We start from the raw sequence: 21,073 nt of genomic DNA, 5'->3' as shown, positions 1-21,073 counted from the left end.
CGGTGAGCGCCGGGGTGAACGGGGCTCCGGGAGGGATCAGCCGATCCACACCGTGGTGACGTTGCAGAACTCCCGGATCCCGTGCCCGGACAGCTCCCGCCCGAAGCCGGAGCGCTTGACGCCGCCGAACGGCAGTGCCGGGTGGGAGGCGGTCATCCCGTTGAAGAACACCCCGCCGGCCTGGATGTCGCGCACGAAGCGCTCCTGCTCGTCCTCGTCCCGGGTCCAGACGTTGGAGCTGAGGCCGAACGGGGTGTCGTTGGCGAGCGCGACCGCCTCGTCCAGGTCGGCGACCCGGTAGACGGTGGCCACCGGCCCGAAGGTCTCCTCCTGGTGGATCCGCATGGCCGGGGTGATGCCGGTCAGCACCGTCGGCTCGTAGAAGTACCCGGTGTCCCAGCCCTCCGGGCGCCCGCCGCCGCACTCGACCCGGGCACCGTGCGTCCGGGCGTCCTCGACCAGCTCCTCCAGGTCGTCCCGGCCCTGCCTGCTGGCCAGCGGGCCGACGTCGGTGGCCTCGTCCATCGGGTCGCCGACGCGCAGTGACCGCATCGCCTCGGCGAAGCCGGCGGTGAAGCGGTCGTAGACGTCGGTGTGCACGATGAAGCGCTTGGCGGCGATGCAGGACTGGCCGTTGTTCTGCGCCCGCGCGCGGACGGCGGTCTGCACCGCCGCGTCCAGGTCGGCGCTCGGCAGGACGACGAACGGGTCGCTGCCGCCCAGCTCCAGCACGGCCTTCTTCACCACGTCGGCCGCGGTCGCGGCGACCGCCCGCCCGGCCGGCTCGCTGCCGGTGAGGGTCACCGCGGCCACCCGGGGATCCCGGATCACGCCCTCGACCGCGCCCGAGCCGATCAGCAGCGTCTGGAAGCAGCCCTCCGGGAAGCCGGCCCGCTGGAACAGCTCCTCGAGCGCCACCGCCGTGCGCGGCACATTGGACGCGTGCTTGAGCAGGCCGACGTTGCCCGCCATCAGGGCCGGCGCGGCGAACCGGATCACCTGCCAGAACGGGAAGTTCCACGGCATCACGGCCAGCACCGGCCCGATCGGGCGGTAGCGGACGTACGCGCGGGCGGCGCCGGAGTCGGTGACGTCGGCCGGGGCCGGGTGCTCGTCGGCGAGCAGCGCCTCGGCGTTGTCCGCGTACCAGCGCATCGCCTTCGCGCACTTGGCGGCCTCGGCGCGGGCGGCGGCGAGCGGCTTGCCCATCTCCTCGGTCATGGTCCGGGCGACCGTCTCCCGGTCCTGGTCCAGCAGGTCGGCGGCGCGGCGCATCAGCTCGGCCCGGGCGGCGAACGGGGAATTGCGGTAGCCGTGGAAGGCGGCCTCGGCATGGGCCAGCCGCCGCTCGAGTCCGGCCGCGTCGAGCGGTTCGAAGGTCTCCAGGGTCTCGCCGGTCGCGGGGTTGACGCTGGCGATGGGCATACGGGGCTCCCGAGGGGGTCTGGGTCCGGTGCGTCTGCCCTCACACCCTCCCCGACGGCCGGGCTCCGGGCACGCCACGGCGCGCCCGGCGTGTCCCGCCGGGCGCGCGGACCGGCCCCGTCACTCCGGCCCCGTCACTCCGGCAGCGACTCCACCCGGGCCGCCGCCTCCCGGGCCCGGGCGCCGGCCCTGGTCCGCCCGGCGGTCACCTGCCGGCTGGGGAACCGGTGCAGGTATTCGGCCTCCAGCTGCCCGGTGCGCAGGGTGTGCCGCTTCAGCGCCTCCTCCGAGCCGTACAGGAAGGTCTCGTGGCGCGTGCGGTGCAGCTGTTCCAGCTCGTGCAGGAGCGTGTCATTGCCCAGAGCGTGCGGGGAGATGCCCTCGGGCCGGATGTGCGTGGCGTCGGCGTGCCGCATCTCGGTACCTCCTCGGCGGAAGCCCCCTCCTACGGGGTGCCCGGTGGCCGTCGCCGGTACACCCGTGCGCTCCGGGGCGTGCCCGGGGCGCACCCGGGGGCGGATCGCGGCGGAGTATTAGCGTTGATCGTCCGGATCGTAGGATGAATCTTTCCGTACCTTCGGGTTTCCCGCTACCGCTCGGACAGATCGCTGATGCCGCTTCCCAAGGCCGAACTCCACCTGCACATCGAAGGCACCCTGGAGCCCGAACTCGCCTTCGAGCTCGCGGCCCGCAACGGGGTCGAGCTGCCGTACGCCGACACCGAGGAGCTGCGCACCGCGTACTCCTTCAGCGACCTGCAGTCCTTCCTGGACCTGTACTACGCGCTGATGGCCGTGCTGCGCACCGAGGACGACTTCGCCGAGCTCGCCGACGCCTACCTGGCACGGGCCGCCGAGCAGGGCGTCCGGCACGCGGAGATCTTCTTCGACCCGCAGGCGCACACCGCGCGCGGGGTGCCGCTGGGTGTGGTGGTGGACGGTCTGACCCGGGCGCTGTCGCGCAGCGAGGAGCGGTACGGGATCAGCACCCGGCTGATCATGTGCTTCCTGCGGGACGAGCCCGCCGAGTCCGCGCTGGAGACCTTCGAGGCCGCCCGTCCGTACTTCGACCGGATCGCGGGCATCGGCCTGGACTCGGCCGAGGTCGGCAACCCGCCGGCGAAGTTCCGCGAGGTGTACCGCCGGGCCGCCGAGGCCGGACTGCGGCGTGTCGCCCACGCGGGCGAGGAGGGCCCGGCCTCGTACATCACCGAGGCGCTGGACGTCCTCGGCGTCGAACGGATCGACCACGGGCTGCGCTGCCTGGAGGACGGCGAACTGGTCGCCCGTCTGGTCCGCGAGCAGATCCCGCTGACCCTCTGCCCGCTGTCCAACGTCCGCCTGCGCTGCATCGACACGATCATCGACCACCCGCTGCTCGAGATGCTGGAGGCCGGCCTGCTGGTCACCGTCAACTCCGACGACCCGGCGTACTTCGGCGGCTACGTCGAGGACAACTTCCGCGCCGTCCGCGAGGCCCTCGGCCTGGACCAGGAGACCCTGCGCCGGCTGGCCGCCAACTCCTTCCGTGCCTCCTTCATTGACGAGGGGCGGCGGGCTGAACTCCTGGCGGAGGTCGAGGCGTTCACCTTCGGCCCGGCGGCGGGCTGACGCGGGCGGATCGCCCGACACTCCCACCGGGCCGGTCTGGCCGGCCCGTCCGGGTGACCGCCCCGCCGCCGGAGCCCCCGGCCCAGCTGGGCCTGCGGCTACTCCGGCACGGCCGCCTTCACCGACCTCACGGGGCTGCCGAGGCAGCCCCGCGGTCCCGGACGTAGTGGAGCAGGGTGACGCCGTTGGTGAACCGGTGGGTCCCGGTCAGGGTGAGCGGGGTGGGGCGGTCGGTCGGGCGGAAGAACAGGGTGCCGCGGCCGAGCACGACCGGGTGGACGTAGAGGCGGAACTCGTCGATCAGGTCCTGGTCGAGGAAGGACGAGGCCAGGTTCGCGCCGCTGAGCGAGAGGTCACCGCCCGGGCCTTCGGTGAGGGCGGCGACCGACTCCGGGGTGACCTCGCGGACCACCGTGGTGTTCCAGTCGGCGTGGTCGAGGGTGCGGGAGAAGACGACCTTCGGCATCGCGCGCCAGATGCCCGCGAACTCGATCATCGGTCCGTCGGCGGCCGGGTCCCGATCGGCGGTCGGCCAGTACGAGGCCATCAGCTCGTGCGTCACCCGGCCGGAGACGAAACCACCCATCCGGGCGAGTTCCCGGTTGAAGTGGGTGTGCACCTCGTCGTCGACCAGGTGCCAGGAGAGGTCGTGGTCCGGGCCCTCGAAGTAGCCGTCCACCGAGAGGGAGACGAAGAGGACGATCCTGCGTCGCATGAAGCCCCCACGAGGAGGAGTGGTCCGGTGGCCCTCCCGCTCCGGACGGGAGCGGGAGGGCGGCGGAGCGGATCAGATCAGGGTGCTCCAGTAGTACCAGAACCGGTTGAGGATCAGCAGCGCGATCACCGCGTACCACAGTGCCGGAACGACCCAGTGGTAGCGGGCCGCCTCCCGGACGACCACGCGCAGGCGCGGGCCCACGGGGATCACGCCGCTGCGCAGGTTGTGCAGCGTGGTGTACCAGAACAGCGGGACCACCGCGGCCCACACCACCATGCAGTACGGGCAGAGCGCGCCGATCCGGTAGAGCGCCTGGTACATCAGCCAGGTCACGAAGCCGACCCCGAAGACCGTCCCGGCCTGCAGGCCGAGCCAGAACCAGCGCCGGTACGTCGCACCCGCGAGCAGCCCGGCACCCACCGCGATGACGACCCCGAAGGCCACCAGCCCGATCAGCGAGTTGGGGAAGCCGAAGGCCTCGGCCTGCGCGCTGCGCATGATCGAGCCGCAGCTGATGATCGGATTGATGTTGCAGTTGGGGACGTACGACGGGTCCTTCAGCAGCCGGATCTTGTCCAGGGTGAGGACCGCCGAGGCGAACAGGCCGACCGCGCCGCCGATCAGCAGCAGCCAGGCGAACGGGCGGCTCGCGCCGTGGGCCGTTCCGACGGCAGCGGCCGGGGAGGGGGCCGTCACCCGGTCACCTGCTTGACCAGCGCGGTGAACTGCTCGGGCGAGGCCGCCTTGCCGTCGGTGAGGACGTCCAGCTTCCGGCCGTCCAGCTTGACCGTCGGGGTGCCGGTGACGTCGCTCTTGTCGAACTCCTCGTTGACCTTGGCCGCCCACGGCGCGTAGGTGCCCTCCTGGACGGCCTTGACGAAGGCGTCCGTCTTCAGACCGGGCACCTGGCCGGCCAGGTCCAGGACGTGGTTGACGTCGCCGAAGGCGTCGCTGCGCTCGTCCGGCTGGTTGGCGTAGAGCACGTCGTGGAACTGCTTGAACTTGTCCACGCCCTCGTTCAGGGCGGCGCCGGCGGCGGCCAGCGCGGTGCGCGAGCCCTTCCCGCCGAGGTTCTTGTCCAGGAACGTCGCCAGGTGGTACTCGATCTTGTACGTGCCCGCGTCGGCGAGCTGCTGGATGGTCGTGCCGGTGGTGGTCTCCAACTGCTCGCAGAACGGGCAGCGGAAGTCCTCGTAGATCGACAGTGTGTGCGGGGCGTCGGCCTTGCCGTACGAGATCACCGTGCCGCCGTCGCCGGTCGCGTTCGCCGGGACGACCAGCGGGCCGCTCGCGGCGGCGTCCGAACCGGAGCCGGAGGAGCCGCCGACGGCGAAGGCCACGCCCGCCGCGAGGGCCAGCACCGCGGCGGAGGCGACGCCGACCACCACCCGGCGGCGGATCCGGTCGGAGCGCTCGGCCTGGGCGCGGGCGCTGCGCATGCGGTCGGTGGCGGAGGTCTTCTGGTCGGTCTTGCGGGTGTTGCTCATGGGGTGTCGTCCTGTGCTCTCGGGCGTGCGGGGGTGCGGGCGCGGCCGGTCGGGGCCTGCGCGGGGAGAGACGGCCGGGTGAGCGAGCGGGCTCGGGGCGAGCGGGGAAGCCCGGGGCGGGCAAGGAAGCTCGGGTCGAGCGAGGGGCTCAGACGGCCAGGGCGAACACCGGCGGACCGCGCCGGACGGCCGGACGGACGACGACGTCCTCGGCGGGGACCAGCACGCGGCTGGCCGGGGGGAACGGCATCCGCGCCACCGGACGGGCCGGGACGGGCGCGGTGAGCAGCAGCAGCCGGCGGGCGGCGGCCGGGAGGTGGCGGTGCAGGAACTCGCCCAGCATCCGGACCGCCCGGGCGAGGCCGGACAACGCGGCGTCCGCGCGGCGCAGCCAGTACGCGCCGACCAGCGCGATCACCGCGTGCAACAGCAGGAGCAGCAGCACGCCGGTGTGCTGGGAGACGCCGTGGCCGAGCAGGAAACCGCCCAGCGAACCGCCGCCGCACAGCAGCGGCTGCAGGCCGTGCCCGGCGCCGGGCGGCATGGAGGGACATGCGGTCTGGGCGACGTCGAACAGCGCGCCGGCGCCCAGCTGCAGGGGCAGGAACACCGCGGCGATCGTCGGGTAACCGCGCTCGCGGCCCGCCAGGGCGAAGGCCACCGCGAAGACGGCGACCGAGGCGAGGAGCATCGGACCGACCGGCAGCGCGCGGCCGGTGACCAGCACCTGACCGAGCCCGGCGAGCAGCACGACCAGCGCGGCGAAGACCGCCGCGCGAAGCGTCCTGGTGACCGGGCCGATGTCCATGGCATCCGAGTCTGCCACAGGTTGAAAGTGGAACGGTCTGCTGGGCGGTGCTCTGTGAAGAGCCTCACCACCCGTGCTGAGCTGGGCTTATGTGTCTCTTACGGCTCCTGCGGCGGCTCGTCGGCGGCGCTCACCCGGGCCTCGACCAGCTCCCGGAAATGCTGCAGGTCCTCGCGGACCGTCCGCTCGATCGCCCCGGCCTGGGCGAAGCCGCGCGGCCCGCCGAACGCCTCGTGCACCGCCTCCGGGTCGTACTCCACCCGGATCTGCAGCCGGGTGTGCCGGGCGTCGAGCGGCAGCAGGGCGAACGCGCCGCGGAGCCGGAGGGAGTCCAGCGTCCGCCAGGCCATTACCCGGCCCCGGCCGCGGTCGGTGATCTCGGTGTCGACCGAGCGCTCGGCGCCGCCGACCGCCACCCCGAGGTGCGCCAGGTTCTGCCCGTGCGGATGGGCACTGCGGACGCCGTCGACGAACCGCGGGTAGTCGTGCACCCGATGGAGCTGCTCCCAGGCGGCGAGGACGGGGGCGGCGATGTCGATCTGTTCCTCAAGGGTGCTCATGGCGGCGCGGCACCTCCCTCCGTTCCAGCCTGCGCTTCGGGGTGGGGGTGGGCAAAGGCGGCGGAGTCGGAGGGGCGGTTGCGGCAGCGGGCAGGGCGCGCGTCGGGCGGTGGGCTGGGGGAGACTGGGCGCATGCCGGAGCTGCCCGAGGTCGAGGCGCTGAGCGCCTTCCTGTCCGAGCGGCTGACCGGGCGCGTGATCGCCCGGGTGCAGCCGGTGGCGATCAGCGCGCTGAAGACGTACGACCCGCCGGTGACGGCGCTGGAGGGGCGGACGGTCGGCGCGGTGGCCCGGCGCGGCAAGTTCCTGGACATCGAGGCCGGCGGGCTGCACCTGGTGGTCCACCTGGCCCGGGCGGGCTGGCTGCGGTGGAAGGACAGCCTGCCCGCCGAGCCGCCGCGGCCCGGCCCGAAGAACCCGCTGGCGCTGCGGCTGCGCCTGGAGGGCGAGGCCGGTGACGGTTTCGACCTCACCGAGGCCGGGACGAAGAAGGGCCTCGCGGTCTACGTGGTGAAGGACCCGGCCGAGGTGCCGGGCGTGGCCAGGCTCGGCCCGGACCCGCTGGATCCGGGTTTCACCCTGGACGCCTTCGCCGCGCTGCTGCGGGACGACCGGCACCGGATCAAGGGTGTGCTGCGGGACCAGAGCGTGCTGGCGGGGGTGGGCAACGCCTACTCGGACGAGGTGCTGCACGCGGCCCGGATGTCGCCGTACAAGATCGCGGCCAGTCTGAGCGAGGAGGAGACGGCGCGGCTGTACGAGGCGCTCGGCAGCACGCTGCGCGAGGCGGTGGAGCGCTCGCGCGGGCTGACGGCGGGGGACCTGAAGGCGGAGAAGAAGCTCGGGTTGCGGGTGCACGGCCGGACCGGCCAGCCGTGCCCGGTCTGCGGGGACACCGTGCGGGAGGTGTCCTTCGCGGACTCCTCGCTGCAGTACTGCCCGACCTGCCAGACCGGGGGCAAGCCGCTGGCCGACCGGCGGATGTCGCGGCTGCTGAAGTGAACCCGGTGCCGGGCGGGTCGGTGTGCGGCCGTCCTGCCCGGCACCGGTTCGGCGGCTCAGCGCTTGATGGCGACGCCGCCCCAGTAGTACGCGGCCTTCGGGTCGGCCGGGGGCTCGCCGTCCGGGCGCCAGGCCAGGACCGGGGCGACGCCCGGCTCGACCAGCTCCCAGCCGTCGAAGAAGCGGACCACGTCGTCGTAGGAGCGCGGTACCAGGGTCATCCCGCCGGCCCGGGCGGCCTCGGCGACCTTGCCGACGGCCTCCGGGTCGAAGTCCGGGGTGGGGGTGGTGAGGGCGATGCAGCTGCCGGCGGGCAGGGCGTCGCGCAGCGCGGCGACCCGGCCCCACGGGTCGTCCTCGTCGGCGATCAGCATCAGTACGGCGATCATCAGCAGGCCGACCGGCTCGGTGAGGTCGAGGGTGGAGGTGAGCGCCGGGTCGGCGAACAGTTCCTCGGGCTTGCGCAGGTCGGCGTGGATGTAGGTGGTGCGGCTGGCCGGGCTGGAGACCATCAGCGCGCGGGCGTGGGCGAGCACGATCGGGTCGTTGTCGACGTAGACCACCCGGGTGCCGGGGCTGACGGCCTCGGCGATCTCGTGGGTGTTGGGCGAGGTGGGGATGCCGGTGCCGAGGTCGAGGAACTGACGGATGCCGTGTTCCCGGGCCAGGTGGCGGACGGCCCGGCCCTGGAAGGCGCGGTTGGCCTTGGCCATCTCCTTGACGCTCGGCACGGCCTGCTCGATGGCCTGCCCCATGGCGCGGTCCGGTGGGAAGTTGGTCTTGCCGCCCAGCCAGTAGTCGTACACGCGCGCGGAGTGCGGGGTGGTGGTGTCGACGCCGAAACGTTCCCACTGGCTCGGCTCGACAGCGTCGTCCTGCGGGCCCTGCTGGGGGAAGTCCTGACTTGTCGTCATGGCCACGTCCTCTGATGGCAGATCATCACACTGGGGAAGGCACAGCGTAGCGGCCCGGGCGGGAGGCCGAGCGTCCGGTCGGGGAAGACCGCGGCGGAAGAACCCGGGAAGCGGGGTGTGTGCGACCGCCCTTGGGCCGTCGGAGTGGTGATCGGGGCTGTAGGGGCTACCCCTGGGAGGGGCGATGACGGCCGGGGGAAGCATTCAGAATGCTGTCAGATCGTCAGATTACTTCGCGAAGATTGCTGCTGGTCGCGGCCGGGATGTCCCTGCTGGGGGCGGCCGCCGGTTGCCGGAGTCCCTGGAACGGCGAGGAGAGCGGCGCCGAAGTGGGGGTCGCCGAGATCGCCCTTCCGGTGGCGCCGACCAGGCCCGAGGGAGCGCCGGGCGCCGCACCGGCCGCGCCGTCGGCGGTGCCCTCGTCGACCGCCTCGCCCTCGATGACCCGGCCGTCGCCGTCGGCCTCCCCGTCGGCCGCTGCGCCGAGCGTGGTGCCCGTACACAAGACGCTCACGGACGCGGAGAGCAAGCCGGTGTACGAGCTGGACGCGGCGCGGCGGGTGGTGGCGCTCACCATCGACGACGGGCCGGACCCCCGGCACACGCCCACCGTGCTGGCGCTGCTCCAGCAGCACGGGATCCGGGCGACCTTCTTCCTGATCGGCGAGAACGCGGTCGAGCACCCGGAGCTGGTGCGGGAGATCGCGGACCGAGGCCACCACATCGCCAACCACACCTGGACCCACCCGGACCTGCGGCACCTGTCCGAGACCAAGGTGAAGGACGAGTTGGAGCGCACCACGGACCTGCTGCACAGGACCACCGGCCGGCTGCCCACCTGGTTCCGCGCGCCGGGCGGGGACTGGTCCCCGGTCTCGCTCAAGGTGGCCGCCGACCTCGGGATGCGCAACATGGGCTGGTCGGTGGACCCGAGGGACTGGGCCCGGCCGGGCACCTCGGTGATCACCGACCGGATCCTCAAGGACGTCCGGCCCGGGGCGATCGTGCTCAACCACGACGGCGGAGGGGACCGCTCGCAGACGGTGGCGGCGCTGAAGACGTACCTGCCGGTGCTCATCGACTCGGGGTACTCCTTCACGGCTCCGCCGAACTGAGTGACACGGATCGATGGGGAGTGACATGCGGGATGGACGGCAAGGTGGCGGCTTTTCAGTTCAAACCACTCGAAAGGGTGGATTGGAAGAACCGTTTCTGCGGTTTTCTGGCTTCTAGGGTGGTCTCGCACCAATTCATCAGGTACCGCCCGGGTACCACCTGAAAGGCCCTCACCCATGCGTCTCCGCAACACCGTTCTCGCCGTCGCCAGCGCCGTCGCCCTCGTTCTCGCCGTTCCGATGTCCGCCAACGCCGCCACCGGCGACTTCCTCTACAAGGTCGGCCCCGGGGTCCCGGCCGGGATCGCCGACCCGGAGAGCGGCAAGTGCATCGACCTGTTCGGCGCGACGGAGAAGGCCCCGGCCTTCGCGCCGGAGAACTTCACCACCTCCACGGCCACGGTGTTCCTCGACTTCGGCTGCAACGGCGACACCTTCTACGTCATGAACCCCGGCAAGAAGCTGGGCGACCGGCTGAAGCTGCGTTCCGTCATCTTCTCCTGAGGCCGACGGACGGGCTGGACCTCCCGGGCGGGCGGTCCGGCGATCGGTAGGGACCGATCGCCGGGCCGCCCGTCTGTTGGGGCTCGTGGGGTGGCGGCGTAGCGTGACAGGGAGGGGTCGCCGTCCCGGCCGCGGAGGAGGAAGTCATGTCCGTACGGGAACCGGACGCGGTGAAGCAGGAGGCCTTCGCCGGACGGATGGTGCAGGTGCTGAACGACGCCTGCCTGGGATTCCTGACCAGCCTCGGCCACCAGACCGGGCTCTTCGACCTGATGGCCGGACTCGCGCCCTCGACCAGCGAGGAGATCGCGAGCACCGCCGGACTGAACGAGCGCTACGTGCGCGAGTGGCTGGGCGGCATGGTGGTCGGCGGCATCGTCGAGTACGACCCGGAACGGCGCACCTACGCGCTCCCGCCCGAGCACGCGGCGTCCCTGACCCGGGCGGCCGGGCCGGACAACCTCGGCGCCATGATGCAGTTCCTGTCGATGATCGGCGAGGTCGAGCAGGACCTGCTCGGCCACTTCCGCACCGGCGGCGGGATGCCGTACTCCGCCTACCCGCGCTTCCAGCGGCTGCAGGCCGAGGAGACCGCCCGGGTGTACGACCTGGCGCTGGTGGACGCGATCGTGCCGCTGGTGGACGGGCTGACCGAGCGGCTGCGGGCCGGGATCGACGTGGTGGACATCGGCACCGGGCAGGGCCACGCCATCACGGTGCTCGCCAAGGCGTTCCCCGCGAGCCGGTTCACGGGGATCGACATCTCCGCCGAGGGGATCGCCGCCGCCCGCGAATCGGCGGCCGAACTCGGTCTCCACAACGCCTGGTTCGAGGTCACCGACTCCGCCGAGCTGACCGGCGGGTACGACCTGGTCACCGCCTTCGACGTGATCCACGACCTGGCCCGCCCGACCCGGACGCTCGCCGCCATCGCGGGCGCGCTGCGGCCCGACGGGGTCTTCCTGATGGGCGACATCGCGGCCAGCAGCAAGCTGGAGGAGAACGTCGAGCACCCGCTGGCGCCCGCGCTCTACACCTTCTCGACCTTCTACTGCATGACGGTCTCGCTCGGCGAGGGCGGCGAGGGCCTCGGGACGGTCTGGGGCGAGCAGACCGCGCGGCGGATGCTGGCGGATGCCGGGTTCCGGTCGGTCGAGGCGAAGCGGGTCGAGGGGGACATCCTGAACCTGTACTACGCGGCGCGGCCGGACGGGGCGGCTGCCTGAGGGGACGGCCCCGGCCGGGGTGGCGAACGGCGGACGGGCGCGGTTTTCGGCCGGGGTGGCCCGGGCGCGGCGGCAGACGTACGTTCGAAGTGTCCGGCCCGTTCGCGGCGCGCCGGCGCGTGCGCGCCCGGCGGCCCGGTCCGTGCAGCCCTGGGCGGAGTGAAGGAGGGCACGGGATGACCGGCAACGGCTACGCACACCCCGAGGCGCTGGTCGGCACCGACTGGCTGGCCCACCACCTGGACGACGGGACGATCCGGGTCGTCGAGGTGGACGAGGACACCACCGCCTACGACCGGGACCACATTCCCGGCGCGGTCGGCTGGAACTGGACCACCGACCTGCACAGCCGGGTCGGCCGCGACTACGCCGACCGCGACGGCGTCCAGCACCTGCTGCGGGCGGCCGGGGTCGAGGACGACACCACCGTGGTGCTGTACGGCGGCAACAACAACTGGTTCGCCGCGTACGCCTACTGGCTCTTGCGGCTGCGCGGCTTCGGGCCGGTGCGGCTGTTGGACGGCGGGCGCAAGAAGTGGGAGCTGGAGGGCCGCGAGCTCACCGGCGAGGTGATGGACTACCAGCACACCGGCTACCGGCTGACCGGGCCCGAGCGGCCGGAGCTGCGGGCGCTGCGGGACGAGGTGCTGGCCAAGGCCGAGGTGTTCGCCAAGCCAGGGGCGGACGCGGTCCTGGTGGACGTCCGCTCGCCGGCCGAGTTCCGGGGCGAGCTGATCGCGCCGCCGCACCTGCCGCAGGAGCAGGCACAGGTGCCCGGGCACATCCCGGGCGCGGTCAACATCCCCTGGTCGCAGGCGGCCAACGATGACGGTTCGTTCCGGTCGGCGGAGGAGCTGCGGGCACTGTACGCGGGCAAGGGCGTGGAGACGGAGCGCGAGGTGATCGCCTACTGTCGGATCGGCGAGCGGTCGGCGCACACCTGGTTCGCGCTCACCGAGCTGCTCGGCTACCCGCACGTGAAGAACTACGACGGCTCGTGGACGGAGTACGGCTCGCTGGTGCGGGCTCCGGTGACGCTCGGGGCCTGAGTGGTGAGAGTGGCCTGAGCGGCAGGAGTGACAAGTGGGGTGAGGTGACGGCGTCGCGGCATTGCTGCGACGGTGTCATTTCGGCGCGTTTCTTTTCATGAACATCTCACAATGGGGGAGTGGAGCGGGGACCACCGGGACAAGGATCGATCCAACCCATCGTTCCGGTGATCCCTGGAGGACCACGTGCGCAAGAGGCTGATCGTCTCTGCTGCCAGTGCCCTGAGCCTGTTCCTGGCCGTCCCCGCCTCGGCATCCGACTTCCAACCCGGCGCGGCCGGGACGGGCGACTCCTACTACCCGACCTACGGCAACGGCGGATACAACGTCTCGCACTACGACATCCGGCTGAAGTACCAGCCCGCCACCGACGAACTCGAAGGCACCACCACCATCCTGGCCACCGCCACCCAGGACCTCTCCCGGTTCAACCTCGACTTCGCGCTGAACGTCTCGGAGGTCCGGGTCAACGGGCGGCCCGCGACCTTCACCACCAGCGGAGAGCAGGAGCTGGAGGTCACCCCCGCCCGGCCGCTCGCCAAGGGCAGCCAGGCCACCGTGGTGGTCCGCTACAAGGGCGTGCCCTCCACTGTGAAGAAGTACGGCTTCACCGCCTGGCTGCGCACGCCGGACGGCGCGGTGGCGGCCGGCGAGCCCGAGTCGGCCTGGTGGTGGTTCCCGAGCAACGACCACCCGAGCGACAAGGCCACCTTCGACGTCTCGGTGCTGGTGCCGGACGGCAACCAGGTGATCAGCAACGGCCTCCTGACCGGCACCTCCTCCCAGGCCGGGTGGACCCGCTACAGCTGGCGCGAGACCAAGCCCCAGGCGACATATCTGGCCACGCTCGCGGTCGGCAAGTTCGACGTCACGACGGACACCACGCCGAGCGGGCTGCCGGTCTACAACGCGTACAGCAAGGACCTCGGCGACAACGCGGACGCGGCCAAGGCGAGCGTCGAGCGCACCGGCGAACTCGTCGACTGGCTGAGCGGCTACTTCGGCGACTACCCGTTCAGCTCGGTCGGCGGCTACGTCCCCAACGTCCCGACCGGCTTCGCGCTGGAGACCCAGACCCGGGTCTTCTACAGCCCCCGGATGTTCGCGAAGGGCTCCAACACCTCGGTGGTCGTCCACGAGCTGGCCCACCAGTGGTACGGCGACAGCGTCTCGCTCTCGCGCTGGAGCGACATCTGGCTGAACGAGGGCTTCGCCCGGTACTCGCAGTTCCTCTGGTCCGAGCACGAGAACGAGGGCACCGCGCAGGAACTGGCCGACTACGTCTACGCCTCCCACCCGGCCGGCGACCCGTTCTGGACCGTCAAGCCGGGCGACCCGGGTGCCGACGACCAGTTCTCGGGCGCCGTGTACGACCGGGGCGCGGTCGCCATCCAGGCGCTGCGCAACACCGTCGGGGACGAGAAGTTCTTCCAGATCCTCAAGGGCTGGCCCACCGAGCGCCGCTACGGCAACGCCACCATCCCGGAGTTCCAGGCGTACGCGGAGAAGATCTCCGGCAAGAAGCTCGGCGACCTCTTCCAGACCTGGCTCTTCACCGCCGCGAAGCCGGCCGCCGGGCCGGTGCCGGCGGGGGCCGCGGCGGCCGCCTCGCTGGCGCCGGGCGCGGGCCAGGCCGACGAGCAGCTGCCGGCGGAGCCGAAGTCCTGGAAAAAGATCCAGGAGACCAACTCCCTGCACGACGCGCGGCACTGACCCGGGGCACTGACGCCCCGGTCGTGACGCCGGGTCGGGCCAGGTGAGGTGAGGTGACGGGCGGGGCCCGGGTGTCCGCTCGAGCGTGAGCGGGCGGCCGGGCTACGCCGTTGCGGGACCGTCCGCCGCTGCTCCCCGGCCGTCCGCCGCCAGTAGCTCGGTGAGGCGGCGGACGGCGAAGGGTATGAGATCCCGGACCGGAACCAGCCGGCAGGGCGCGGCACCGACCAGCACCTCGCGGATGCCCGCCCGCTCCTCGAACTCCCGGCCCACGAGCGGGAAGTGGGTGTCGTTGTCGTCGCCCACGTCCGGCGCCTCGACCCAGACCCGCTCGCCCTGGATCGCCATCGGGAAGCGGCGGAGCTTGAGCCGCCGGTTGGGCGCGAAAGTCTCGGCGTAGTGCAGGAAGGTGTTGCGGTTGTGCCCCACGCCGACCAGCAGCACATGGCCGCCGAGGTCGTGCAGTGCGCCGAACGGCGACTCCCGGCCGATGGCGAAGCCGAGCGAGCGGCGGGTGGTGACCTCCCGGGCGTGCGCCCCCACGGCGGCGACCGAGGCCTGCGGGTGCGTGCTGCGCAGGCTCTCCGGCAGGGCGCGCAGGGCCTCCGCCACCGCGCCCATGGGGGAGGGGAGATCGGGCCGGAACAGCGGGACGGCGGCCCGGAGTTCGGCGACCTCGGGGGTGGGCGGCCCGGGGTGCCCGGGGGCCGGGTCGCTGACCGTGGCGGTCGTGAAGGTGGGCACCGCGACGGTGCCGGACGGCCCCACCGCCTCGCGCAGGCTGGCCACCACGGCCGCCGCGCCGCCCTCGACCCGGCCGAGGCTGGAGAGCGAGGAGTGCACGATCAGCGCCATGCCCTCGCGGACGCCCACCCGGCGCCAGCCCGCCACGAGGTCGGCGGTGGTGAGTGGCGTGGTGAGCGGGATGGTGCCCGGTGCGGTCATGGTGCCCCCTGGTGATGCCGGTGTCGGTTCCGGAGCTGCGGGATGTGGTGCCGGTGCGGGTGCGGCGGCGATGCGCCGCCGACGGTGTGGTGGTGGTCCGATCGTTCGGGGCCGACCATAGCGGGTGCCACTGACAGCCGGTCAGGAAGGGGCCGGGCCTCGGCTTATCGGGTGTCCGCCTCGGCGAGGGCCCGGGCCTCCTGCTCGGGGGTGAAACCGTGGCCGAGCGGCGGTTCGCCGTAACGGGCGGTGACGTCGTCCTCGCAGGCGACCTGGCCGGCCGTAGGTCTCCTCGGTGAGCTGCTCCGCCTCGCGCAGCGGGGCGCGGAGCGGGGCGGACTCGTCCGAGCCGGGGGCGAGGCCGTCCCGCCGGTAAACCGCGTGGCTGGAGATGTAGAGGTAACGGCCGACCCGGTCGCCGAGGACGGCCATGGCCTGGTCGACCTGGTGCGGGCGGTAGCCGCTGACGTCCACCACGGCGTCCCAGTGGCCCTCCCGCAGGGCGGTGAGATCGCCGGTGTCGCGGTCGCCGATCAGCCGGCGGGCGTCGGGGAAGAGGCCGGGGTTGGTCCGGCCGCGGTTGAACAGGGTGACCTCGGCGCCGGATCGCAGGGCGTCGTCGACGATCGTGCGGTCGACGAAGGAGGTGCCACCGAGGACGAGGATCCGCATGGGGCCCAGGGTAGGACCCGGTGTCAACCGAGCTGACTTGGCGTCGGGTGGCCCGTGAGCTTCGGGTAGTCGGTGAGACCGGTCGCCGTCTGGCCGTAGAGGTGGGTCGGGTCGACGGGGGTGAGCGGGGCGTGGGCGGCGAACCGTTCCGGCAGGTCGGGGTTGGCGATGAAGGCGCGGCCGTAGGAGACCAGGTCGGCCAGCCCGGCGGCCAGGACCGCCTCGCCGCGTTCACGGTCGGTGGCGGCGCGGTTCTCGCCGACATTGGCGATCAGCGGGCCGGACCAGCGGGGGCGCAGGTCGGCCAGGGCCGGGTAGTCGTCGTTGTCGGTGAGGTGGAGGTAGGCCAGGCCGAGGCCGTCGAGTTCGGCGAGCAGCGCCCGGTAGACCGGTGCCGGGTCGGCCTCGTGCATGCCGAACTGCGGGTTGCCGGGGGACAGTCGCAGGCCGAGGCGGTCGGGGCCGATCGCGTCGGCGACGGCGGTGACGAGTTCGATCGGGAAGCGCAGGCGGTCGGCGAGGGTGTGGGGGCCGTACTCGTCGGTGCGCAGGTTGGTGTTGTCGGCCAGGAACTGGTGGATCAGGTAGGAGTTGGCGCCGTGCAGTTCGACGGCGTCGAAGCCGGCGGCGAGTGCGTTGCGGGCGGCGTCGACGTGGTCGGCGATCGCCTGACGGATCTCCTCGCGGGTCATCTCGCGCGGGGTGACGGCTTCGGCCTTGCCGCCGTCCCTGACGTGCACCGGGCCCGGTGCGGGGACGGCGGAGGGGCCGGCCGGCAGGTCGCCGAGCAGCCGGTTTAGGGGGTGTCCCTGGCGGCCGCCGTGCATCAGCTGGGCGACGATCCGCCCGCCGGCCGCGTGCACGGCCTCGGTGACCGCGCGCCAGCCGGCCACGTGCGCGGGCGTCTCCAGGCCCGGGAGGTACCAGCCGGACTGGCCGCGGCTGCTGGGCCAGATGCCCTCGGTGACGATCAGGCCGGCGCTCGCGCGCTGGGCGTAGTACTCGGCGACGACGGGCAGCGGCGTACCGTCCTCGGCGGCCCGGTAGCGCGTCATCGGGGCCATGACGACGCGGTTGGGGAGGTCGAGCGAGCCGAGGCGGTACGGGCCGAGCAGGGATTCCGTGGTGGTGGTCATGCCGGTACGGTAGAACTTGACATCAATGTCAGGTTCAAGCGCCGGTGGCCCCTTCGGCGGTTGCCGGGGTCACGAGGGTTGCGGCTGCGGCGCTCGCCTCGGTGAGGATCAACTCCTCCATGCCGTACAGGAAGTGATCCATCGCGGGGCGCGGTAGCACGGAGGGGTTCGCGGTCATGGCGAGGCTGAGCGCCTCGGGGGACTGCAGGGCGTCCAGGGCGTAGGTCAGGCCGGGGCGCGGCTCGAACTCGACCGGCCAGGTGAGGGTGGTCCGGTCGTCGCCGGGGTCGGCGGTGGCGGGGAGCAGCTCGCGGGTGTCGTTGAAGACGCAGGACCGGTCGGCGAGTTCGACGCCCTCGGCGGTCAGCCGCGCGATCTCGGCGGCCAGCGCGAGCTTGTCGTAGTAGGCGTGCCGGTAGGTGCCGATTGCGGCGGCGTGGGTGCGGCGCACGACCTCGCCGAACTCGGCGGTGGCGTCGGGGAGATGGAACAGTCCGTCGCCGGCGACCACGCTCACCGCGTTGGTCAGCTCGGGTAGGAAGCGGTTGTTGACCACGACGTTCAGCACGGCCTCGGTCGTCCCGGCGAGCCTGGCGGTCATCGCGGCCGCCGCGGCGAGCAGCACGGAGGAGGTGCTCACCCGGTGGGCGGCGGCCACCCGCTCGACCGCCCGGGGCAGGGCGGGCGAGCGGAGCACGGCGTTCGGGAACGGGGCCGGGTCCGGGCAGGCGGGGGCGGCGGGGGCGGGCCTTCGGCGGCCGGTGGGAACAGCCGGGACGGTCCCCGCCGCAGCTTGCGCACGAACTGCTTGCGGGCGCCCGTGTCCCGTCGGATGCCGCGCTTCGAGGTCTGGAACTCGGCTTCCTCCAGCGGCTGTTGGGCGGGTACGCGCGGCTCGGCCGGCTCGTCGGGGGAGTGGTCGAGGCTGAGTGCGGTCAGGTCGGCGACCGGCCGGCTCATTCCGGAGCCGTCGACCGCCGTGTGGGAGAGCACCAGGCTGATGTGCCGGGCCAGCCCGTCCGCCGTCACCACGCCGACCCGGATCGGCCACTGCGCGGCGGTGTCGAAGGGGCGCGCCGCCAGTTCCTCGTGCAGTCGGGCGCCGAGCTTCGCCGGGTCGTCGCCCTCGTCGGCGGGCCACGCCTCGACACCCAACCTTCCCTCCGGGTCGACGACCTGGCGCAGCCTGCCGTCCTCGCCCGGGACCAGCCGGGTGTGCAGCGAGTCGTGCAGGTGCAGCAGCTGCTCCAGTGCGCCGAGCACGACGGGCAGCGGCAGCCCGGGGTCCAGTGGCGCGGCGGTGGTGATGTTGTAGCGCGGGGCGTCGGCCGGGGCCAGCCGGCGTACGGCGTCCCAGATGGCCTGTTGGCCCCAGGTGGCCGGGCCGGACCCGGCCCGGCCGGACGAGAAGACGATCTCCAGCAGTTGACGAGTGCTCACCGTGAGGCTCTCCGTAGTGCGGTGGTCATGACGTCGTGCCGGTGCGTTGGGAGCGGGGGTGCTGCTGGGGAGAGTGTGGCGCACCGCCCGCCGCGCGTCGAGGGTCCGGTGGGTCGGGGGTGGCCGGGTGGGACGGGGGACGGGGGTTCCGTGGTTGTCTTGATATGAAGTATCTTGATATCGAGATTGATGCCGATCGTGCGACGGGGGCCTGCCATGCGGGGGAACGGACTGATAGCGCAGCTGCGGAAGCCCCCGGGCGGGCGGGACGCGCGGATCATGCTGCTGGCGCAGTGCGTCGACCGGACCGGGACCGGCGTCTGGGCGGCGGCCTCGGTGCTCTACTTCACCTACGTGTGCGGGATGGACGCCCGGCGGCTCGGCCTGCTGCTGGGCGTCGGCGCGGTGGCGGGGATCGCAGGATCGCCGCTGGCCGGGCGGGCGGCCGAGCGGGTGCCGGTGCGATGGCTGTTGATCGGGTGCCACCTGCTGCGGCTGGGGACGATGGGCCTGCTGCTGGTCGTCGACGACTTCGCCGCGCTGCTCCCCGTCGTCGCCCTGACCTGCCTCGCCGAGCGGGCCGCCAAAACCCTGGAGATGCTGTTCGCCACCCGGATCGCGGGCGAGCGGCGCGCCACGTACCAGGCCCTGTTCCGCAGCGTGGCCAACGCCGGGTACGCGGTCGGCGCGGGCATCTCGGCGATCGGCCTCGCCGTGGGCACCACCGCCGCCTACCGCACGCTGATCGTGGCCAACGGGCTCTCCTTCGTCCTGGCCGCCGTCCTCGTCTGGCGCACCCGGGAACCGGCCGGGCGCGGCCTGGCCGCGGCGGCCTCCGGGGCGGAGCCCGCCGCCGACCCGACCGCCGCGCCGAGCCCCTGGCGCGACCGCGGCTACCTGCTGTTCGTCCTGCTGGACATGCCGATGAACCTGGACGACTCGATCCTCAACGTCGGCCTGCCGCTCTGGCTCGTCCACCACACCGGCGCGCCGCGCGCCGTCGTCCCGGTCTTCCTGGTCCTCAACACGGTGCTCGTGGTGTTGCTGCAACTGCGCGTCTCGGCACTGGCGGAGGGCCCGCGCGGGGCGGCCGCGGCGGTGGGCTGGTACGGGGCGACGCTGTTCGCCGGCTGTCTGTTGATCGCGTTCGCCACCGGCGCAGGGCCGTGGACGGCCTCGCTCGCGTTGCTGGCCGCGGCGATGCTGGTCACCCTGGCGGAGCTGATGCGGTCGGTGAGCTCCTGGGAGCTGGCGGTCGTCCTGGCACCGCCGGGTGCCCAGGCCTCGTACCTGGGGGTGGCCGGGATGTCCCAGTCGGTACAGAAGTCGGTGGGCCCGCTGCTGCTGACCGGGGTGGTGATGGCGGCCGGACCGGCCGGCTGGCTGGGCCTCGGCGCGGCGAGCGTCGGCCTCGGCGCGCTCCAGCGCCGGGCCAGCCTGCGCCGACTGGCCGCCCTGACCGGCCCGGCGGCGCCCGAGGCTCCGGCGGCGACCAAGGCTTCGGCGGCCGAGCCGTCGAAGCGGGCGGGCGCGGCGGTCGGCTGAGCCGGTGGACGACGCCGGGCCGGTCGGCGGGCGCCCAGGGCGTCGGCGGCGGTGAGTACAGGTCCGCGGGTGCGCGGGACTGATCAATGGGCTGAGCTTTGATCACCGGGGACGTTCGAAAATGCTCAACCGTGGCCCCTGGGGTCGGCGGGGTCCGGTGGCCGGATCGTGCCTGGTTCTCCCGGATTTGAGTGGCTGTGAGCGGTCGCGGCAGGGCGCTTTGGAGGTCTTGCACGGTGCCTACCTCAGCGTCAACGCGCAGCCGGCGCTCGCCCGGCTGCGGCCGGCCGCGGACGCCGAGAGCTGGACCGAGGTCCTGACCCCGGACCACCAGGTGTGGGGCGCCGGCCGGTGCGTCGTCACCAACGAACTCGGGGGCCGCGTCGGCATCCTGGCCGCCACAGCCGTCGAACTGCTGCCCTACGACGACGACGGCCAGCGGCTGCTGCACGCCATGGTCCGCTACCTGGAGGGCGACCGCCCCACCCTGCCACTGGTCAGCGGCGGCCCCCACCTGATCCCGCAGCTGGCCCGGACGGACGAGGGCTGGCGCCTCGCCGTGGCCAACGGCAGCGCGGACCCGGCCCGGGTCCGGGTGCACCTGCCCGGCGACCCCGTCCACACCGAGACCACCCTGCTCCGCCCGCTGGCCGCTCCGGAGGGCGTCGCCGCCACCGCGACCGGCCGCACCGTCGACATCGACGGGGACCTGCCGCACCGCGGTTGGCTGCTCGTCGACTGGCGGTAGCGGCGGAGTACGCGCCGACGGCCTGTCGGACGGATGGCTCGGACGGCCTGATCAGACGGATGTCACCGTGCGAAACCTGTCCCCGCCGAGGACCCAGCGGCCGCGGCGCATCACGGCGACCAGGTCGAGGCTCTCGGAGTCGACCACGACGAGGTCGGCGAGCTTGCCTGCTTCGAGGGTGCCGATGGAGTCGCTCAGGCCGAGCAGCCGGGCCGGGGTGGCGGACAGCGACTCGACGGCCTGACCGAGGGCCAGCTTCCCCAGGGTGAGCGCTCTTCGGAACACCCGGTCGAGGGTGAGGGTGGAGCCCGCGATGGAGCTGCCGTCCGGAAGCATCGCCACGCCGTCCTTGACTTCGACCTGGAGGGGGCCGAGGGGGTAGAGGCCGTCGCCCATGCCGGCGGCGCCCATGGCGTCGGTGATCAGGGCGACGCGGGCGGGGCCGGCGGTGCCGTA

24 protein-coding genes are annotated in these 21,073 nt (G+C 72.9%); 9 read left to right on the top strand and 15 right to left on the bottom strand.

Annotation, left to right across the window (positions count from 1 at the left end):
- Positions 1-36: 36 nt before the first annotated feature.
- On the bottom strand, positions 37-1,425 hold the full coding sequence (locus ACIBEC_RS02645; protein ID WP_360491650.1) for an NADP-dependent succinic semialdehyde dehydrogenase: 1,389 nt from the start codon (positions 1,423-1,425) through the stop codon (positions 37-39).
- A gap of 134 nt (positions 1,426-1,559) precedes the next feature.
- On the bottom strand, positions 1,560-1,841 hold the full coding sequence (locus tag ACIBEC_RS02640; protein ID WP_360491647.1) for a DUF6158 family protein: 282 nt from the start codon (positions 1,839-1,841) through the stop codon (positions 1,560-1,562).
- 195 nt (positions 1,842-2,036) lie between these two features.
- Here ACIBEC_RS02640 and ACIBEC_RS02635 point away from each other — a divergent pair, with 195 nt between their 5' ends.
- Positions 2,037-3,035, top strand: a complete 999-nt coding sequence (locus ACIBEC_RS02635; protein ID WP_360491644.1) for an adenosine deaminase — start codon at positions 2,037-2,039, stop codon at positions 3,033-3,035.
- A gap of 127 nt (positions 3,036-3,162) precedes the next feature.
- On the opposite strand, the gene ACIBEC_RS02630 is transcribed toward ACIBEC_RS02635, so the two are convergent.
- The 5 genes from ACIBEC_RS02630 to ACIBEC_RS02610 form a co-directional block, all read right to left on the bottom strand.
- Positions 3,163-3,750 (bottom strand): dihydrofolate reductase family protein, encoded by a 588-nt coding sequence (locus tag ACIBEC_RS02630; protein WP_360491641.1) that lies wholly within the window; start codon positions 3,748-3,750, stop codon positions 3,163-3,165.
- Positions 3,751-3,822: 72 nt separating this feature from the next.
- Positions 3,823-4,449, bottom strand: a complete 627-nt coding sequence (locus ACIBEC_RS02625) for a vitamin K epoxide reductase family protein (RefSeq protein WP_360491638.1) — start codon at positions 4,447-4,449, stop codon at positions 3,823-3,825.
- Positions 4,446-5,240, bottom strand: a complete 795-nt coding sequence (locus tag ACIBEC_RS02620; protein WP_360491635.1) for a thioredoxin domain-containing protein — start codon at positions 5,238-5,240, stop codon at positions 4,446-4,448. The genes ACIBEC_RS02625 and ACIBEC_RS02620 overlap by 4 nt, the downstream gene beginning before the upstream one ends.
- A 148-nt stretch (positions 5,241-5,388) precedes the next feature.
- Entirely contained in the window at positions 5,389-6,066 is a 678-nt protein-coding gene (locus ACIBEC_RS02615; RefSeq protein WP_396287682.1) for a hypothetical protein, read from the bottom strand.
- Positions 6,067-6,146: 80 nt separating this feature from the next.
- The gene (locus tag ACIBEC_RS02610; RefSeq protein WP_360491629.1) at positions 6,147-6,608 is read right to left on the bottom strand and encodes an SRPBCC family protein; all 462 of its coding nucleotides are present in this window, start codon (positions 6,606-6,608) and stop codon (positions 6,147-6,149) included.
- Between the two features lie 132 nt (positions 6,609-6,740).
- On the opposite strand from ACIBEC_RS02610, the gene ACIBEC_RS02605 reads away from it, so the two are divergent.
- Positions 6,741-7,610 (top strand): DNA-formamidopyrimidine glycosylase family protein, encoded by an 870-nt coding sequence (locus tag ACIBEC_RS02605; protein ID WP_360491626.1) that lies wholly within the window; start codon positions 6,741-6,743, stop codon positions 7,608-7,610.
- A gap of 56 nt (positions 7,611-7,666) precedes the next feature.
- Here the strand turns inward: ACIBEC_RS02605 and ACIBEC_RS02600 are convergent, their stop codons facing one another.
- Both ACIBEC_RS02600 and ACIBEC_RS02595 read right to left on the bottom strand, forming a co-directional pair.
- On the bottom strand, positions 7,667-8,524 hold the full coding sequence (locus ACIBEC_RS02600; RefSeq protein WP_360491623.1) for an SAM-dependent methyltransferase: 858 nt from the start codon (positions 8,522-8,524) through the stop codon (positions 7,667-7,669).
- Between the two features lie 223 nt (positions 8,525-8,747).
- Positions 8,748-9,038 carry a hypothetical protein gene (locus ACIBEC_RS02595; protein WP_360491620.1) on the bottom strand — a complete coding sequence of 97 codons (291 nt, stop codon included), beginning with the start codon at positions 9,036-9,038 and terminating at the stop codon, positions 8,748-8,750.
- Here ACIBEC_RS02595 and ACIBEC_RS02590 point away from each other — a divergent pair.
- The 5 genes from ACIBEC_RS02590 (at position 9,016) to ACIBEC_RS02570 (ending at position 14,131) form a co-directional block, all read left to right on the top strand.
- Positions 9,016-9,639: a polysaccharide deacetylase family protein gene (locus tag ACIBEC_RS02590; RefSeq protein WP_360491617.1), complete on the top strand. Its 624-nt coding sequence runs from the start codon at positions 9,016-9,018 to the stop codon at positions 9,637-9,639. The two genes, ACIBEC_RS02595 and ACIBEC_RS02590, sit on opposite strands and share 23 nt — an antisense overlap.
- 177 nt (positions 9,640-9,816) lie before the next feature.
- Positions 9,817-10,143 carry a hypothetical protein gene (locus ACIBEC_RS02585; RefSeq protein ID WP_360491614.1) on the top strand — a complete coding sequence of 109 codons (327 nt, stop codon included), beginning with the start codon at positions 9,817-9,819 and terminating at the stop codon, positions 10,141-10,143.
- A gap of 146 nt (positions 10,144-10,289) precedes the next feature.
- On the top strand, positions 10,290-11,369 hold the full coding sequence (locus ACIBEC_RS02580) for a class I SAM-dependent methyltransferase (RefSeq protein WP_360491611.1): 1,080 nt from the start codon (positions 10,290-10,292) through the stop codon (positions 11,367-11,369).
- 176 nt (positions 11,370-11,545) lie between these two features.
- Positions 11,546-12,418 (top strand): sulfurtransferase, encoded by an 873-nt coding sequence (locus ACIBEC_RS02575; RefSeq protein WP_360491608.1) that lies wholly within the window; start codon positions 11,546-11,548, stop codon positions 12,416-12,418.
- A 186-nt stretch (positions 12,419-12,604) separates the two neighbouring features.
- Positions 12,605-14,131: a M1 family metallopeptidase gene (locus ACIBEC_RS02570; protein WP_360491605.1), complete on the top strand. Its 1,527-nt coding sequence runs from the start codon at positions 12,605-12,607 to the stop codon at positions 14,129-14,131.
- A 102-nt stretch (positions 14,132-14,233) separates the two neighbouring features.
- Here the strand turns inward: ACIBEC_RS02570 and ACIBEC_RS02565 are convergent, their stop codons facing one another.
- The 5 genes from ACIBEC_RS02565 to ACIBEC_RS02545 form a co-directional block, all read right to left on the bottom strand.
- Positions 14,234-15,076, bottom strand: a complete 843-nt coding sequence (locus tag ACIBEC_RS02565; RefSeq protein WP_360491602.1) for an AAC(3) family N-acetyltransferase — start codon at positions 15,074-15,076, stop codon at positions 14,234-14,236.
- A 141-nt stretch (positions 15,077-15,217) separates the two neighbouring features.
- Positions 15,218-15,748, bottom strand: coding sequence for a hypothetical protein (locus ACIBEC_RS02560; protein ID WP_360491599.1), 531 nt, complete (start codon positions 15,746-15,748; stop codon positions 15,218-15,220).
- Between the two features lie 23 nt (positions 15,749-15,771).
- Complete coding sequence (locus tag ACIBEC_RS02555) at positions 15,772-16,884, bottom strand: alkene reductase (RefSeq protein ID WP_360491596.1); 1,113 nt, start codon at positions 16,882-16,884, stop codon at positions 15,772-15,774.
- A gap of 34 nt (positions 16,885-16,918) precedes the next feature.
- Positions 16,919-17,581, bottom strand: coding sequence for a hypothetical protein (locus ACIBEC_RS02550; RefSeq protein WP_360491593.1), 663 nt, complete (start codon positions 17,579-17,581; stop codon positions 16,919-16,921).
- Positions 17,521-18,324, bottom strand: coding sequence for a hypothetical protein (locus ACIBEC_RS02545; protein WP_360491591.1), 804 nt, complete (start codon positions 18,322-18,324; stop codon positions 17,521-17,523). Before ACIBEC_RS02545 ends, ACIBEC_RS02550 begins: the two co-directional genes overlap by 61 nt.
- Before the next feature lie 216 nt (positions 18,325-18,540).
- On the opposite strand from ACIBEC_RS02545, the gene ACIBEC_RS02540 reads away from it, so the two are divergent.
- Complete coding sequence (locus tag ACIBEC_RS02540) at positions 18,541-19,869, top strand: MFS transporter (protein WP_360491588.1); 1,329 nt, start codon at positions 18,541-18,543, stop codon at positions 19,867-19,869.
- Positions 19,870-20,098: 229 nt separating this feature from the next.
- Positions 20,099-20,617 (top strand): hypothetical protein, encoded by a 519-nt coding sequence (locus tag ACIBEC_RS02535; RefSeq protein WP_360491585.1) that lies wholly within the window; start codon positions 20,099-20,101, stop codon positions 20,615-20,617.
- Between the two features lie 51 nt (positions 20,618-20,668).
- Here the strand turns inward: ACIBEC_RS02535 and ACIBEC_RS02530 are convergent.
- A partial coding sequence (locus tag ACIBEC_RS02530; RefSeq protein ID WP_360491582.1) for an amidohydrolase family protein occupies positions 20,669-21,073 on the bottom strand: 405 nt, incomplete at its 5' end.

Origin of the sequence: Kitasatospora sp. NPDC051164 (assembly GCF_044455625.1) — a bacterium.
Taxonomy (GTDB): Bacteria; Actinomycetota; Actinomycetes; order Streptomycetales; family Streptomycetaceae; genus Kitasatospora.
Note: the sequence above shows the minus strand (reverse complement) of the source record. Positions and strands in the feature narration are given on the sequence as shown.

Excerpts from the sequence above, each read along its gene's own strand:
- ACIBEC_RS02645 (WP_360491650.1), bottom strand. The coding sequence starts at position 1,425 with ATGCCCATCGCCAGCGTCAACCCCGCGACCGGCGAGACCCTGGAGACC.
- ACIBEC_RS02640 (WP_360491647.1), bottom strand. The coding sequence starts at position 1,841 with ATGCGGCACGCCGACGCCACGCACATCCGGCCCGAGGGCATCTCCCCG.
- ACIBEC_RS02635 (WP_360491644.1), top strand. The coding sequence starts at position 2,037 with ATGCCGCTTCCCAAGGCCGAACTCCACCTGCACATCGAAGGCACCCTG.
- ACIBEC_RS02630 (WP_360491641.1), bottom strand. The coding sequence starts at position 3,750 with ATGCGACGCAGGATCGTCCTCTTCGTCTCCCTCTCGGTGGACGGCTAC.
- ACIBEC_RS02620 (WP_360491635.1), bottom strand. The coding sequence starts at position 5,240 with ATGAGCAACACCCGCAAGACCGACCAGAAGACCTCCGCCACCGACCGC.
- ACIBEC_RS02610 (WP_360491629.1), bottom strand. The coding sequence starts at position 6,608 with ATGAGCACCCTTGAGGAACAGATCGACATCGCCGCCCCCGTCCTCGCC.
- ACIBEC_RS02605 (WP_360491626.1), top strand. The coding sequence starts at position 6,741 with ATGCCGGAGCTGCCCGAGGTCGAGGCGCTGAGCGCCTTCCTGTCCGAG.
- ACIBEC_RS02600 (WP_360491623.1), bottom strand. The coding sequence starts at position 8,524 with ATGACGACAAGTCAGGACTTCCCCCAGCAGGGCCCGCAGGACGACGCT.
- ACIBEC_RS02585 (WP_360491614.1), top strand. The coding sequence starts at position 9,817 with ATGCGTCTCCGCAACACCGTTCTCGCCGTCGCCAGCGCCGTCGCCCTC.
- ACIBEC_RS02580 (WP_360491611.1), top strand. The coding sequence starts at position 10,290 with ATGTCCGTACGGGAACCGGACGCGGTGAAGCAGGAGGCCTTCGCCGGA.
- ACIBEC_RS02575 (WP_360491608.1), top strand. The coding sequence starts at position 11,546 with ATGACCGGCAACGGCTACGCACACCCCGAGGCGCTGGTCGGCACCGAC.
- ACIBEC_RS02565 (WP_360491602.1), bottom strand. The coding sequence starts at position 15,076 with ATGACCGCACCGGGCACCATCCCGCTCACCACGCCACTCACCACCGCC.
- ACIBEC_RS02560 (WP_360491599.1), bottom strand. The coding sequence starts at position 15,748 with ATGCGGATCCTCGTCCTCGGTGGCACCTCCTTCGTCGACCGCACGATC.
- ACIBEC_RS02555 (WP_360491596.1), bottom strand. The coding sequence starts at position 16,884 with ATGACCACCACCACGGAATCCCTGCTCGGCCCGTACCGCCTCGGCTCG.
- ACIBEC_RS02540 (WP_360491588.1), top strand. The coding sequence starts at position 18,541 with ATGCGGGGGAACGGACTGATAGCGCAGCTGCGGAAGCCCCCGGGCGGG.